This window comes from Sinorhizobium sp. M4_45, assembly GCF_002885915.1.
GTDB classification, from domain to species: Bacteria; Pseudomonadota; Alphaproteobacteria; order Rhizobiales; family Rhizobiaceae; genus Sinorhizobium; species Sinorhizobium meliloti_A.
In genome coordinates this window covers 61,266-74,572 of record NZ_NWVE01000002.1, presented here as the reverse complement: position 1 = coordinate 74,572, position 13,307 = coordinate 61,266, and the positions used below count along the sequence as shown (strand labels likewise).

Genomic DNA, 13,307 nt, shown 5'->3' with positions numbered 1-13,307 from the left:
ATCCTAGATAAAATTTATCCATGATTCTCGCTCCGAGTCAATCATTGCAGCAGCACGAAGATGCCGGCTTCTCTTTTGCCGCGTTTGATCTACCTTTGTTCTGCGTGGACAGGATCGATTCTCCGTCGCCGGAAGGCGACGCCCTGACGTTGCCTTCACCCTTTCTCCGGTGGTTCGCCGAAAAGGGTTGGCGTCCGCGCGCCCATCAGCTCGAACTTCTCTCACGGGCCGAGGCGGGCGAGAGCACGCTTCTGATCGCGCCGACCGGAGCCGGCAAAACGCTTGCCGGCTTTCTGCCCTCCCTCGTCGACATCACCAGGCGCGGCAGGATCCCGCCCGGCGCGGCCTTCACCGGCATTCACACGCTCTACATCTCGCCGCTCAAGGCGCTTGCCGTCGATATCGAGCGCAACCTCATGAAACCGGTCGGGGAGATGGGGCTGCCTGTGAGCATCGAAAACCGCACCGGCGACACGCCGCAGGGCAAGCGGCAGAGGCAGAAGCTCAACCCGCCCGACATACTGCTCACGACGCCGGAGCAGCTCGCGCTGCTTCTGGCCAATGGCGAGGCGGAGCGCTTCTTCAAGGACCTGCGCTATGTGGTGCTGGACGAGCTGCATTCGCTGGTGATGTCGAAGCGCGGCCACCTCCTCTCGCTCGGCCTCGCGCGGCTGCGCCGCCTGGCGCCCCGTCTCCAGACGACGGGTCTTTCGGCTACGGTCGCCGATCCGATGGATCTGCAGCGCTGGCTGGTCGCTCAATCTCTCGCCAAGGAGAACCATGCGGGACTGATCACCGTTTCCGGGGGCGCAAAGCCCGAGATCTCCATCCTGCGGACCGAGAACCAGGTGCCTTGGGCCGGGCATTCGGCCCGCTATGCAATCCCGGATGTCTACGCTGCCATCAAGAAACACCGGACGACACTGCTCTTCGTCAATACCCGCAGCCAGGCCGAGATGCTGTTCCAGGAACTCTGGAAAATCAACGACGACAATCTGCCGATCGCTCTGCACCACGGCTCTCTCGATGTCGCCCAGCGCCGCAGGGTCGAGGCGGCAATGGCCGAAAACCGCCTGCGCGCCGTCGTCGCCACGTCGACCCTCGATCTCGGCATCGACTGGGGCGACGTCGATCTGGTCGTCCATGTGGGGGCGCCGAAGGGAGCAAGCCGGCTTGCGCAGCGCATCGGCCGCGCCAACCACCGCATGGACGAACCGAGCCGCGCGATTCTGGTTCCGGCCAACCGTTTCGAGGTTATGGAGTGCCAGGCGGCGCTCGACGCCAATTACGTCGGCGCTCAAGACACGCCGTCGATCGGCAAGGGCGCTCTCGACGTGCTGGCGCAACATATCCTGGGCATGGCCTGCGCGCAGCCTTTCGATGCGCTTGAACTCTATGAAGAGGTGATCAGCGCTGCGCCTTATGCCCGGCTTCCCTGGGAAACCTTCGAGCGCGCCGTCGATCTTGTCGCCACCGGCGGTTACGCGCTTCGCACCTATGAGCGCTATGCCCGCATCCGCAAGACGAAGGACGGGCTCTGGCGGGTCTCCAACCCGATGGTTGCTCAGCAATACCGCCTCAATGTCGGGACGATCGTCGAATCGCCGATGCTGAACATCCGCATGGTCAAGCGCAACCAGCGCGGTTCGCTTGGCCGCGGCGGCATGTCGCTCGGCAAAGTCGAGGAATCGTTCCTCGAAATGCTTTCCCCGGGCGACACCTTCGTCTTTTCCGGCAAGGTGCTGCGCTTCGAAGGCATCCGCGAGAACGAGTGCCTGGCCTCGCAGGCCTTTTCCTTCGATCCCAAGGTGCCGAGCTATGCCGGCGGCAAGTTTCCGCTCTCCACCTATCTCGCAGCACAGGTGCGAAAGATGGTCGCCGATCCGGCCCGCCGCGCAGGTCTGCCCGACCAGGTCAGGGACTGGCTGGCGCTGCAGGGCGACGTGTCGATGCTTCCGCGCGACGACGAACTCCTGATCGAGACCTTCCCGCGGGGCAGCCGGCACTACATGGTCATCTACGCCTTCGAGGGCAGGCTCGCCCACCAGACGCTCGGCATGCTCCTTACCCGTCGTCTCGACCGCGCCGGGCTGAAGCCGCTCGGCTTCGTGGCGACCGACTATTCGCTCGCCATCTGGGCGCTCGACGACATGGGCGCGGCGTTCCGGGCGCGGGCGCCGTCGCTCGGGCAGCTCTTCGACGAGGATATGCTGGGCGACGATCTGGAGGCGTGGCTGAACGAATCCTTCCTCCTGAAACGTACCTTCCGCAATTGCGCGGTCATCGCCGGGCTCATCGAGCAGCGCCACCCCGGCAGGGAGAAGACCGGGCGGCAGATCACCGTTTCCGCCGATCTCATTTATGACGTATTGCGCGCGCACGAGCCGGATCACATTCTCCTCGAGGCGACGCGCAACGATGCGGCCACGGGACTTTTGGACATCGGCCGCCTCGGCTCCATGCTCAAGCGGATCAAGGGCCATATCACCCATCGCAGGCTCGATCAGATCTCGCCGCTTGCCATCCCGGTAATGCTGGAGATCGGACGGGAATCGGTGCATGGAGAAGCCCAGGACTTCCTGCTCACGGAAGCGGCCGACGATCTGGTCAACGAGGCGATGAGCGGCCACGGCAAGGATGGATGAGAGAATTATGAGAGAGCGAAAATCCTCCCCAAGCCCCCCACCCCTCCGCGGCGCCCCTCATCCGCCTGCCGGCACCTTCTCGCCGCAGGCGGGGAGAAGGGATCCGCGGCAAGCGCCGCCGCTACCGTTTTCACCGGTATCGTGGGGCACGTCCCCTCTCCCCGCGTGCGGGGAGAGGGTTAGGGTGAGGGGCAAGCGGGAGGAAAGGAGCCTTTCTCGCCCACACACAAGAACACCGCAATGACCATGCATCGGCTCATCTACGCGACATCACCTGCCGTCAGCCCATCCCTGCACGCGCGCACGTCCATCAATGGAATCGCCGCGGTCTGCGATCCGCTCGGCGGCCTCTATTTTCCCGAAAGCCGCACGCTCGTCGTATCCGACCTGCATCTCGAAAAAGGCTCCGCCTTTGCGCGGCGCGGCATGATGCTGCCTCCCTACGATACGCTTGCGACGCTCAGGATATTGGAGGCGGTCATCGCCCGCCACGACCCCGCGACCGTCATCAGTCTTGGCGATAATTTCCACGACCGGAAGGGATCGGCTGCAATGCCGGAAACCTTCCGCCAGATGATCGCGGCCATGGCCTGCGGCCGCGAATGGATCTGGATCAACGGCAATCATGATCCGGACGGCGCACAGGGGCTGCCCGGCGCCTCCATGGACGAGCTCCGCCACGCGGGCCTGGTCTTCCGGCACGAGCCTTCGAGACGCGACGGCATCGGCGAGATCGCCGGCCACCTGCATCCTTCGGCGACCGTGAGGCGACGGGAAAGATCGGTGAGGCGCGCCTGCTTCGCGACCGACGGCAAGCGCCTCGTCATGCCTGCTTTCGGGGTCACGACGGGAGGTCTCGACCTCAGGCATCGTGAGATGAGCGGCCTTTTCGACCGGCAGCAGCTCGTCGCCCATATGCTTGGCCGCGACCGGATCTATTCGGTGCGCTTCGCCAACCTTCTCGGGTGAGGTTAGAGCACTTCCAGGAAAAGCGTGTAACGGTTTTCCGTCCGGAAGTGCGTAGTTTCACGGCTCTAGAACGCGTTGAAAGTCAGCGTCGTCAGCGAGCGGGATATGCCCGGAACGCTGGCGATATTGTCGTTGATGAACTTTCCGATATCCTGGCCTTCCTCGACATAGACCTTCAGAAGCAGATCATAGTCGCCGCTGGTCGAATACATCTCCGAGACGATCTCCCTGCGATAAATCTCGTCGGCCACCTCATAGGTCTTGCCGGGGGCGCATTGCAGTTGCACGAAAATCGGTTTCATGGGGTTTCCTCAAGTTTCGCATCGCTTGCCGCCGATGCCCGTGCTTCCTTAAACCGCCATAACGCAAAATGGAACGCCAACTCGGTTTGCCGGCTTCCCTCACTCCTTGCGGAAGAGCAGGCTGGCACCCCAGCCGGTGACGACGGCGAGGGTTACGGCCAGGAGGCCGTAGATCACCGGCTGATCGTGCGCGGCGCGGGTAATCGCCTGTTCGAGGCCGGTCTTAACCACCCTGAGCGGAAGAGCCTTGGCGGCGACGAAGACGCCGTCGCGGAAGAGATAGGCGCGTACGACATGGATGCCGTTCGGGACGTTGGCCGGCAGCCGCACCGAAGCCTTGAACAAGCTCGAACTGATGAACTGCACCCCGCCCGGATCGCGCTGATAGACGCCGCTCGTCTCGCGAATCGTCCGGAAGGCGTTGCGGAACTCGCCGAGCGTGCTGCCGTCGCCGACGAAGCCGAGCGGCACCAGCCGCATATGGTCGACGCCGATGCCCATATTGGCGATGTCGCGCCGCGGCGCGATCGTCTCGATGGCGCGGGTACTCGAAAGCGAGTAGGCCTCCGGCACGAGCTCGAAGGTCATCGACTGGGTATTGACCCATATACCGAACACCCGCTCCTTCTTTCGCACCGTCGCATTGTCCTTCGGCCCTTCCAGCGCGACGATGATATTGTACTTGCCCTGCGCCAGGAGGCTGGCGTCGAAACCATCGATGGCGCCGAAGATCGTCAGGTCGGCGCCGCGGAAATCGGAGGTGATGGCAATCTCTTCCGTCGAGATGCCGATCTCGAGCTTCTCGGTGAAATTGGTAACCTGGCGCTCCAGAACCTGCGCTGCGGCCGGGGTGGCGACGGCGAGGACCAGGGCGACGATCGGGTGAAGGAGAAGCGAGCGCATCAGAAGCCGGCCCCCGCGGATACGACCGAGTAAATGTCCTTCGGCGGGATGACGAGCTCGACCGCCAGGCGGATGCCGACGGCGAGAACGAGCAGCGCCAGCAGTGCCCTGAGCTGCTCGCCGCGCAGCCGCTGGCCGACGCGCACGCCGTATTGCGCCCCGATGACGCCGGCGATCATCAGCACGAAGGCCAGCACGATGTCGACGGTGTAGTTGGTCGAGGCCTGGACGATCACCGTATAGGCGGAGACGAAGACGATCTGGAAGAGCGATGTGCCCACGACGACGCTGGTCGGAATGCGCAACAGATAGATCATGGCCGGCACCATGATGAAGCCGCCGCCGACGCCCATCACCGAGGTCAGCACGCCGATGGAAAAGCCGAGCGTCGCCACAGGGATGACACTCAGATAGATCTTCGACTTCTTGAAGCGCATCTTCAGCGGCAGGCCGTGGATCCAATTGTGCTGCCCGGGCCGTCTGAGCTGCGCTGGCTGGTTTTTCGCTGCTTTGCGCATTGCGCCGATGCTCTCCCACAGCATCAGCGCGCCGACCGAGCCGAGAAGCACCACATAAAGCAGCGAGATCACCAGATCGAGCTGGCCGACGCTCCTGAGCAGCGAGAACAGCCAGACGCCGACGGTCGCGCCCACAAGGCCGCCGCACAAGAGCACCGTGCCGAGCTTGATGTCGATGGTGCCGCGGCGGAAATGGGCGATCGCCCCTGATATCGACGAGGCGACCACCTGGTTGGCGCCGGTCGCCACCGCCACGACGGGCGGAATATTGTAGAAGATCAGAAGCGGCGTGATCAGAAATCCGCCGCCGACGCCGAACATGCCGGACAAAAAACCGACGGCCGCGCCCATGCCGAGAATGACGAAGATGTTCACCGACAACTCAGCAATGGGCAGATAGACCGTCACGGCCGAACCTCGATATGCCAGCGGCCCGCATTGCGGGCGGAAATTGCTCCTCCACAATTCCTAACCGCAAACAATTGAGGAATTGTGCAATGTTTCACTATTCTCAAGCCTCACGCGCTCGAAGAGGCGCATGGCGCTGTCCTTCGAAGTGGTACATGATTAACCACGGACGGGGGGTATATGGGTGGACCGTTCGCGCCCCTGAGGGAGAAACGGGCGACACTTTCTCTCATGCGCTCCCGGACCAGAGCTGTCAACCTTTTCAGGCACATGCGCGGCCCCGCAGGCACGCCTGCGACCTTGTGGCACCACGTCATGCGCGGTACGGCCGAAACGGTTCAGCTGTTCCGCTTCAGAAGCTCCCGGACCAGCCCATCGGTGATCTCACCCGTCGGCTCCTGGCCGACCGAAGTCTGAAAGGCCTTGATGGCGGCAATCGTCTTCTGGCCTACCTGGCCGTCCGGCTTGCCGGCATCGAAGCCGTTATTGTTGAGGATCGCCTGGATGTTGCGAACGGCTCTGCTCATATCGACGGTGGCCGTCTTGGTCGGCGGACCGACCCAGGCATCCGGGACCTCCACCGTGTTTGCTTCGGCGTCGACAGGCTGAGCCTTCCAGGCGTCGACTTTCGCCTTGGCACTGGAAAGCTCGTCCGGCTTCAGCGCCTTGGCGATCTCGTCGCGCTTTTCTGCCGCGTCCTTGTCACCGTCGCGGGCCGCGATTGCGAACCATTTATAGGATTCTTCCAGATTGCGGGCCACACCGTCGCCCCGCGCATAGAGGACGGCGAGGTTGAACTGACTGTCGCGAACGCCGAGACTGGCGGCTTTCTCGAACCATTTGGCCGCTTCGGCGAGATCCGGCCCGCCGTCCCGGCCGCCGGCGAGCATGACGGCGAGATTGTGGATCGCACTGGCGTTGCCGGCTGCAGCCGCCTTGAGATAGAGCGCCTTGGCCTTTGCTGCGTCGCGCTGAACGCCCGCGCCCTTCTCATAAAGGTTGGCGAGCCGGTACGCGGCCGGAATCACGCCGGCGTCGGCGGCGCGCTGATACCACTTGACGGCTTCCGCCCGATCTTCCTCGACCCCCCGCCCTTCCGTGAAGCGGGCGCCTATTTCGTAGAAGGCGAGAGGATCGCCGCCCTTGGCCGCGGTTACGAGCGCGGGCGGTCCGAAGCCCTCCGGCAGAACGATCTCGCTCATCCTGGCCGGCTCAGCGGCTAAACTTTCTAAAGGCGGCTGCAAGGTCGAGACGGGTCCAGGCGTTCGTGCCTCCGCCGGCCGCATCAAGGCCGCCTGGCCGTCGCCAGCGCCATCAACGGCCTTGTCAACCTTGCCGGCTTCGGCAGTGGCTGGCGGCTGCTTTGCCGCTATCGCCGGCGCATCCGTCTTCTCCACGCCAGCCGGAGCCCTGGGCTCTTCTCCAGTCTTCGCGGTAGCTGCCGTTTGGGCGAGGCGCTCGACGGCGGCCGCCGGCTCCGCAACCTCTGCCTTGCGCTCGATCGCTGCAACCGGCGGAGCGCTCGGGGCCTCCTTGCCTTTCAGCACCGTGCTGACGAGCGGATAGGACATGATCGCGAGCAGCACGGCACCGACCGCGATCAGGATCGGACGGCGGTGGCGGGCGAGCGCGCCGCCGACGGCGGATGGTGCCTTGCTTTCCTTGACGCGATTGAGCGTATCGGATTCCTCGACGGCCAGCTGCGCCGCGCGCCGCGCGGCGGCGATGAAGTCCGCCTTTTCGCCGTCGTTCGCCTCCTGCGCGCCACGGGCCATCTGACCGGCACGGACACGTTCGAGTATCTTCTTGACGTCCGGCACGCCGGAGCCCGGCTCGAGGAGCTGATTGGCGTCCTCGGGAGCGAGCATTTCGGAGGGGTCGATCGAGGGGGTGGGCTCGACCATCTGCCGCGCCTGGATCGGCATTCCCTCGTTCTGCCTCGGCGCGAAGCGCCGAGTCAGACCGGCAAGCAGGCTCGTCTTCGCCGCACGGGCCTCCACCTTGATCTCGCCGTCTTCGACCATTGCGACTTCGGCGGCATCATTCGCCTCAGCTGCGGCCGGCACCGGTGCGTGGATGGAGGTTTCGCTTGCGGCCGCGAACGCGTGTGGCGCGTGTTCCACGTCCTCGTCGCGTTCCGCCATCGTCAAAGTGCCCGCGGCTTCGACGGGCGCAGCCTTGGGCATCGGAACATGAGAAGCCGGGGGCTCCCGCTCTTCAAGCCGCTCCAGTTTCTCGGCGATATGGACGAGCGTTTCATGCAGCGCCTCGAAGGTGCGTGCCGTCCGTTCGTCGCTCGAACGGCTGAGTTCCTCCAATGTACGCAGATCCTCGGCGAGCGCCGAGATCGCCGCCATGTCGGTACTCGCCGCCATCTGCGGTGCGGTGTTCCTGGAATATGCCTCCATCACGGCTTCCGCGGCCTGCCGGGCAGCTTCGATGATATATTCGTCGCTGGTGGCGAGATAGTCTTCCAGCGTGTTCATGCGGCTCTCGAATTCCGCCGGCACGCCTGCCGTCTCACCGTGAGACTGGCTGATCAGCGTCGAGAGGTTTCCGATCTGAGCTTCGAGGTTGCGCAGCGCCTGCCGGTCGTCGAACGGCGCGGCATGCGTCTCCTCCAGGCGCTGGGCGATACCTGCCAAGCGATCCTCGAGGCGATCGAAGCGCGGGTCCGCCGAGGGCTCGACATTTCGCGCAAGCCCATCGATACGGCGGGCGAGATCGTCGAGCCGTTCAGCCAGTGCATCGGTGACGCTGTCGCCCGAGAGGGCTTCGATCTTCCGGGAAATGTCGGCAAGACGATCTGTAAGATCCGGCTCCGCGCCTTGCCGGTTGTGCTCCAGCACCGCGGAAAGCTGGTCCAGGCGCTCTTCCAATCTGGCCGCCCCCTTCTCGCCGGCAAGGTCCTCCACGCGAGCTGCCAGCGCCTCGATCCGCGCGCCGAGGCCGGAATCGGCAGGATTGGAGAGGGTGTCGATCTGCCGGGACAGATCGCCGAGCCTGTTCTCCAGACGATCAACGAACGAACCGTCGGTGCCGGCCACATTACCGCTGCCTGCGGCGATCGCCCGGCTGATCTCATCGAGCCGCTTGCCGAGGTCGGCGAATTGCGGCGCCAGGCGCCTCTCGTCCGGCTGGATCTGGCGCCCGAGCATCTCGATCGCCTGGGCGACCGCGACGAGCTTGCTTTCCAGCACCTCGATCCCGGTGCCCCTGTCCAGGGAATTGATCTGCGCCTTGATCTCGTCGAGCCGGTAGGCGAGCGCCACCAGCTCATCGTCGCGGTTCTGGTCGAAGGCGTTCAGCCGATCCTCGACGCCGGTCCATCGGTTTTCCATGCGGCGCATGCTGTCTTCGCGCGCGAGGCCTTCGAGCATGGACCTCAGGTCATCGAATTCGATCCTGAGCGCATCGGCCTCGGCGGGCGAAGCCTGCCGGCCAAGTTCCTTGATGCCAGCCGAAAGCCGCTCGATATCGTGCCGCACGTCCTCGGCGAAACGGCGGTCCTGGGCGGCTTCGGCCTTGATGCCGCGGATTTCCGACCGCAGCGCATGCATTTCGCGCGACAGGCCGTCATCGAGATCGCGCTTCAGCTCATGCCGCAGACCGACGAGCGCCTCGGCGATATCCGCTGCAGCCGAAGAGCGTCCCGATGGCGCGGCTGCTGCCTGAGAGGGCTGGTAGCGTGGCTCTGCCGCAAGGCGGGTGGGAGCGAGGCGATCGAGGTCGCCCGACGCAGCGCGTTCGCGCAGCGGCGACCGCTCGCGCGCCGCATTGAGCGCCCGCTGGCGGTCGATGATTTCGGAGACCGCTTCGCTTGGGGCCGGACGCGGCCGCTCGGGCTGCCGCGTCTCGCGGCTGACGCTACTCATGAGCCCCTCGATGCGCGCTTCGAGCCCTTCGATGGTGCGGTTCAGGGCATCGAGCGACGGCCGGTCGCCATAGGACGGGCTGCCCATGCGCTGAGAAGTGGATCGCGATCCGTTCATTGCCTCTTCGCCCCTGTGTCGCTTTGGCCCTATAAATTCGACCGTCATCGAAGCCGCCGAAGGAGCCCGGGCTTCCCCGGCTTTCGCTCCGATTTCGGCGGCACCGCCGATGTGGGCAAAACCGCAACAATGCAAAGACGGGACCGGTTGCAGCTTTGACCATCTCAAAGCGCACAATTCATTAAACGTGGTAAATAAGCCGTTAACCGATCCGATTTTTAACGATTATTGTCGCCCGGTACGCCGCCGCCCCCCGCCATATGGCATTTGGAGCGGCGCGCCGCAGGAGCGAAACTTTCGCCTTTCGGGAATTTTTGACGTTTACGCAAACGTCAAAATTCGATAGCATCCGTCCAAGTCGCACACCGCCACCGGTGCGCGCTCGACACAGTGAGAAGCGGGTCTGCCGTGCGGCGCGGCCCGAAAGGACATCAAGGCGAGGAAAAGCATGCCCATCTACAAGGCTCCGGTCGACGATACCCTGTTCATCCTCAACGACGTGCTCGGCATCGAGCGCTACCACAATCTCCCGGGCTTTGCGGATGCGACGCCGGACATGACGGCCGCGGTCCTCGGCGAGGCCGCAAAGCTCGCGGAAGAGGTCCTCTTCCCGATCAATCTTTCCGGCGACCAGGAGGGCTGCAAGCGTCACGAGGACGGCTCCGTCACCGTGCCCAAGGGCTTCAAGGAAGCCTATGACCTTTATCGCGAAGGCGGTTGGCTCGGTCTTGCCGCCCCGGAAGAATTCGGCGGCCAGGGCCTGCCCTACACGCTCCACACCGCCGTCGGCGAATTCATGTCCGCGGCCAACATGTCGCTTATGATGTATCCGGGCCTGACGCAGGGGGCGATCGCGGCGATCCTGGTGCACGGTTCCGAAGACCAGAAGCGGACCTATCTGCCCAAAATGGTCGACGGCACCTGGACCGGCACGATGAACCTGACGGAGCCCCATTGCGGCACCGACCTCGGCCTGCTGCGCACCAAGGCCGTGCCGAACGGCGACGGCTCCTACAGGATCTCCGGCCAGAAGATCTTCATCTCCGCCGGCGAGCACGACATGGCGGAAAATGTCGTCCATCTGGTGCTGGCGCGCATCGAGGGCGCGCCTGACGGTGTAAAGGGCATCTCGCTCTTTATCGTGCCGAAATTCAAGCTCGACGCCGGCGGCGAGCCGGGCGAACGCAACGGCGTTTCCTGCGGCGCGATCGAACACAAGATGGGCATACACGGCAACGCGACCTGCGTCATGAATTATGACGAGGCGACCGGCTATCTGATCGGCACGGAGAACAAGGGCCTCAGCGCCATGTTCGTGATGATGAACGAGGCCAGGCTTGCCGTCGGCATGCAGGGGCTTTCGATTGCCGAAGTCGCTTATCAGAATGCTGCGAGCTACGCGCGCGAGCGCATTCAGGGCCGCTCCTTGTCCGGCCCCAAGGCGCCGGACAAGAAGGCCGATCCGATCATCGTCCATCCGGACATCCGCCGCACGCTGATGACGATCAAGGCCTTCAACGAAGGCGGCCGCGCCTTCACGCTCTGGACGGCGCTGAAGTCGGACATCGCCCATCGTTCGGACAGCGAAGAGGAGCGCCAGGCGGCGGACGACATCCTCAGCCTGATGACGCCGATCCTCAAGGGCGTGCTGACGGACAAGGGCTTCGATCACGCGGTGATGGCGCAGCAGGTATTCGGCGGCCACGGCTATATCGAAGAGCACGGCATGAGCCAGTATGTGCGCGATGCCCGCATCGCAATGATCTACGAGGGTGCCAACGGCATCCAGGCGCTCGACCTGGTCGGCCGCAAGCTCGCGATGAACGGCGGCCGCGCCGTCATGGCTCTGTTCAAGGAGATCGGCGACTTCTGCGAGGAGAACCGCGGCGACGAAAAGCTCTCCGGCTACACCAAGGCCCTTAAGAAAGGGCTGAACGACCTGCAGGCCGCGACCATGTGGTTCATGCAGAACGCCATGGCCAAACCCGACAATGCCGGAGCCGGCTCCACCGACTATATGCATCTCTTCGGCCTCGTCGTCCTCGGTTATATGTGGGCGAAGATGGCCAAGACGGCGGAGGAGAAGCTTGCCGCTGGCGAAACGCAGCGCGCGGACTATCTCAAGAACAAGCTGATCACGGCGAGGTTCTTCATGGAGCGCATCCTGCCTGAAACGGCGCTGCGCAAGATCCGCATCGAAACGGGCGCCGACACGATGATGGCGCTGGACGCGGCCGCGTTCTGATTTCAGACTGGGAGCCGGATCGAAAGCGAGAAGCGGTCTTCCGCCCGAATCCCGCTCCGATTGATAATGCGCGGCCCGAGGAAACGCCGCCGAAAGGGAGATCAAGAGATGACGAAAGTCTTCGTTTACGACCACGTGCGCACGCCGCGCGGCCGTGGCAAGAAGGACGGCGCGCTGCACGAGGTGCCCTCCGTCCGGCTCGCCGCCAAGGTGCTCGAGGCCGTGCGCGATCGCAACGGGCTCGACACTTCGACGGTCGACGACGTCATCATGGGTTGCGTCGACCCGGTCATGGATGCGGGTGCGGTCATCCCGAAAGCCGCAGCCTTCGAGGCGGGTTATTCGACGCGTGCGCCCGGCATGCAGATCTCCCGCTTCTGCGCCTCCGGCCTCGACGCCGTCAATTTCGGCGCCGCGAAGATCGCCCAGGGAGCGGACGATATCGTGATCGCCGGCGGCGTGGAGTCGATGTCCCGCGTCGGCCTCGGCATGTCGGGGGGCGCCTGGTTCATGGACCCCTCGGTCAACCTGCCCGCCTACTTCATGCCGCAGGGCGTTTCCGCCGACCTGATCGCCACGAAATACGGTTTCTCGCGCGACGACGTCGACGCCTATGCGGTGGAAAGCCAGAAGCGCGCCGCCAATGCATGGGAGAAGGGCTATTTCAAGAACTCGGTCGTCCCGGTCAAGGACCAGAACGGCCTGGTCATCCTCGACCGCGACGAGCATATGCGCCCCGGCACCGACATGCAGGCACTGGCCTCGCTGAACCCCTCTTTCCAGATGCCCGGCGAGATGGGCGGCTTCGAGGCCGTCGGCATCCAGGCGCATCCGGAGATCGAGCGCATCAACTACGTCCACCACGCCGGCAATTCCTCCGGCATCGTCGATGGCGCCGCGGCCGTGCTCATCGGCTCCAGGGCCGGCGGCGAAGCCATGGGGCTCAAACCCCGCGCCCGCATCCGCGCCTTCGCCAATATCGGCTCCGACCCGGCCCTGATGCTGACCGGGCCGGTCGACGTCACCGAGAAGCTCCTCAAGCGGGCGGACATGAAGCTCTCCGACATCAATCTTTTCGAGCTCAATGAGGCCTTCGCGGCCGTCGTGCTGCGCTACTGCCAGGCTTTCGACATCCCGCACGACAAGATCAACGTCAATGGCGGCGCGATCGCCATGGGCCATCCGCTCGGCGCGACCGGGGCGATGATCCTCGGCACCGTGCTCGACGAGCTGGAGCGCCGCGACCTCAACACGGCGCTGGTGACGCTCTGCATCGGCGCCGGCATGGGCACCGCCACGATCATCGAACGCGTCTGATCCGATCC

8 protein-coding genes are annotated in these 13,307 nt (G+C 64.3%); 4 read left to right on the top strand and 4 right to left on the bottom strand.

What is annotated here, in order from left to right; translation table 11 throughout:
- The first annotated feature begins 95 nt into the window (after window positions 1–95).
- Together CN933_RS05960 and pdeM are read left to right on the top strand one after the other, a co-directional pair.
- Entirely contained in the window at window positions 96–2,645 is a 2,550-nt protein-coding gene (locus CN933_RS05960) for a ligase-associated DNA damage response DEXH box helicase (protein ID WP_018094129.1), read from the top strand.
- Window positions 2,646–2,885: 240 nt separating this feature from the next.
- Window positions 2,886–3,614: a ligase-associated DNA damage response endonuclease PdeM gene (gene pdeM / locus CN933_RS05950; RefSeq protein WP_018094128.1), complete on the top strand. Its 729-nt coding sequence runs from the start codon at window positions 2,886–2,888 to the stop codon at window positions 3,612–3,614.
- A 65-nt stretch (window positions 3,615–3,679) separates the two neighbouring features.
- Here the strand turns inward: pdeM and CN933_RS05945 are convergent, their stop codons facing one another.
- The 4 genes from CN933_RS05945 to CN933_RS05930 form a co-directional block, all read right to left on the bottom strand.
- Window positions 3,680–3,916, bottom strand: coding sequence for an Lrp/AsnC ligand binding domain-containing protein (locus CN933_RS05945; RefSeq protein ID WP_018094127.1), 237 nt, complete (start codon window positions 3,914–3,916; stop codon window positions 3,680–3,682).
- Between the two features lie 99 nt (window positions 3,917–4,015).
- Window positions 4,016–4,819, bottom strand: a complete 804-nt coding sequence (locus tag CN933_RS05940) for a TIGR02186 family protein (protein WP_018094126.1) — start codon at window positions 4,817–4,819, stop codon at window positions 4,016–4,018.
- The gene (locus tag CN933_RS05935) at window positions 4,819–5,745 is read right to left on the bottom strand and encodes a sulfite exporter TauE/SafE family protein (RefSeq protein ID WP_018094125.1); all 927 of its coding nucleotides are present in this window, start codon (window positions 5,743–5,745) and stop codon (window positions 4,819–4,821) included. The genes CN933_RS05940 and CN933_RS05935 overlap by 1 nt, the downstream gene beginning before the upstream one ends.
- Before the next feature lie 338 nt (window positions 5,746–6,083).
- Window positions 6,084–9,737, bottom strand: coding sequence for a peptidoglycan-binding protein (locus CN933_RS05930; protein WP_018094124.1), 3,654 nt, complete (start codon window positions 9,735–9,737; stop codon window positions 6,084–6,086).
- Window positions 9,738–10,185: 448 nt separating this feature from the next.
- On the opposite strand from CN933_RS05930, the gene CN933_RS05925 reads away from it, so the two are divergent.
- Together CN933_RS05925 and CN933_RS05920 are read left to right on the top strand one after the other, a co-directional pair.
- Window positions 10,186–11,982 carry an acyl-CoA dehydrogenase C-terminal domain-containing protein gene (locus CN933_RS05925; protein WP_018094123.1) on the top strand — a complete coding sequence of 599 codons (1,797 nt, stop codon included), beginning with the start codon at window positions 10,186–10,188 and terminating at the stop codon, window positions 11,980–11,982.
- A 108-nt stretch (window positions 11,983–12,090) separates the two neighbouring features.
- Window positions 12,091–13,299, top strand: a complete 1,209-nt coding sequence (locus tag CN933_RS05920; protein ID WP_018094122.1) for an acetyl-CoA C-acetyltransferase — start codon at window positions 12,091–12,093, stop codon at window positions 13,297–13,299.
- Window positions 13,300–13,307: the final 8 nt, after the last annotated feature.

Coding starts and splice junctions, on each gene's coding strand:
- CN933_RS05945 (WP_018094127.1), bottom strand. CDS start 3,916: ATGAAACCGATTTTCGTGCAACTGCAATGCGCCCCCGGCAAGACCTAT.
- CN933_RS05930 (WP_018094124.1), bottom strand. CDS start 9,737: ATGAACGGATCGCGATCCACTTCTCAGCGCATGGGCAGCCCGTCCTAT.
- CN933_RS05925 (WP_018094123.1), top strand. CDS start 10,186: ATGCCCATCTACAAGGCTCCGGTCGACGATACCCTGTTCATCCTCAAC.
- pdeM (WP_018094128.1), top strand. CDS start 2,886: ATGACCATGCATCGGCTCATCTACGCGACATCACCTGCCGTCAGCCCA.
- CN933_RS05940 (WP_018094126.1), bottom strand. CDS start 4,819: ATGCGCTCGCTTCTCCTTCACCCGATCGTCGCCCTGGTCCTCGCCGTC.
- CN933_RS05920 (WP_018094122.1), top strand. CDS start 12,091: ATGACGAAAGTCTTCGTTTACGACCACGTGCGCACGCCGCGCGGCCGT.